Here is a 716-nt window from a genome sequence, read left to right on the forward strand (position 1 = left end):
TCCTGCCAGGGATGACCGGCTCGCGGAAAACGCGGATCAGGCTGGCGGTCTTTTTTCTCCCTTTTTTCCCGTCTGGCAACGGTCGGCGCATCGCCTTTTTTCAAGCCGACGCGCGCTTTCATGGCGCCGATAGCGGCGACGGCCAGTACCAGCGTTTCACGCTCCTGGCGCGTGAGCAGGCTGTCCTCGCAAATCAGGGTGTTCAGGTTATCGATCAGCTTATTCAGCCCGGGTTCAGTGACTTTCATTTTATGCTCATATTCCTTGTGTGGTGGCGATCAGTCCCGGCTCTCATTCACCTGGACGGTGACCGGCAGGCCTGCATCAAAACAGGTCTGATACCAGCTGGCCACCTGAAGGGGATCGCCCTCTTTTATCCGGCGTATACCGCCGGCATCCGTCAGCTGCAGGCAGGTGGTACCGTCCAGACGGATCACGTAGGCCGCTTCCCGCAGGGAGTAATGACCGTCACCCAGCTGCAGCTCCACCGCGTCACCGGCAGCCGTCTGGCGTAACGGCAGACGCCGGACGTCTGTCAGTCGTTGTCGTGCCGTTTCAGCCTCGCGTTCTGCCTGGAAGAGCGGTTCTGCAATGCCGCGACCGGCCTCCGTCAGCTCGACGGCCAGCTGCAGGTTCGGGGCGCGCAGGGTGCGCAGCCAGCCCGCGGCTTCCATGCGCCGGCAGGAGGCGCGCAGGTTCGGCCCGTACACCGGGGC

The 716-nt window shown here is 63.1% G+C and carries 1 protein-coding gene and 1 pseudogene; both read right to left on the reverse strand.

The window, feature by feature from the left end; all coding sequences use genetic code 11:
- A pseudogene (locus KHQ28_RS08125) lies at positions 1 to 248 on the reverse strand (DNA-binding protein); the annotation flags it as partial.
- 30 nt (positions 249 to 278) lie between these two features.
- Positions 279 to 716 (reverse strand): hypothetical protein (locus KHQ28_RS08130; RefSeq protein ID WP_211777584.1); only part of this gene is annotated, 438 nt, incomplete at its 5' end.

It is taken from the genome of Klebsiella sp. 28 (genome assembly GCF_018223905.1).
Taxonomy (GTDB): Bacteria; Pseudomonadota; Gammaproteobacteria; order Enterobacterales; family Enterobacteriaceae; genus Klebsiella; species Klebsiella pneumoniae.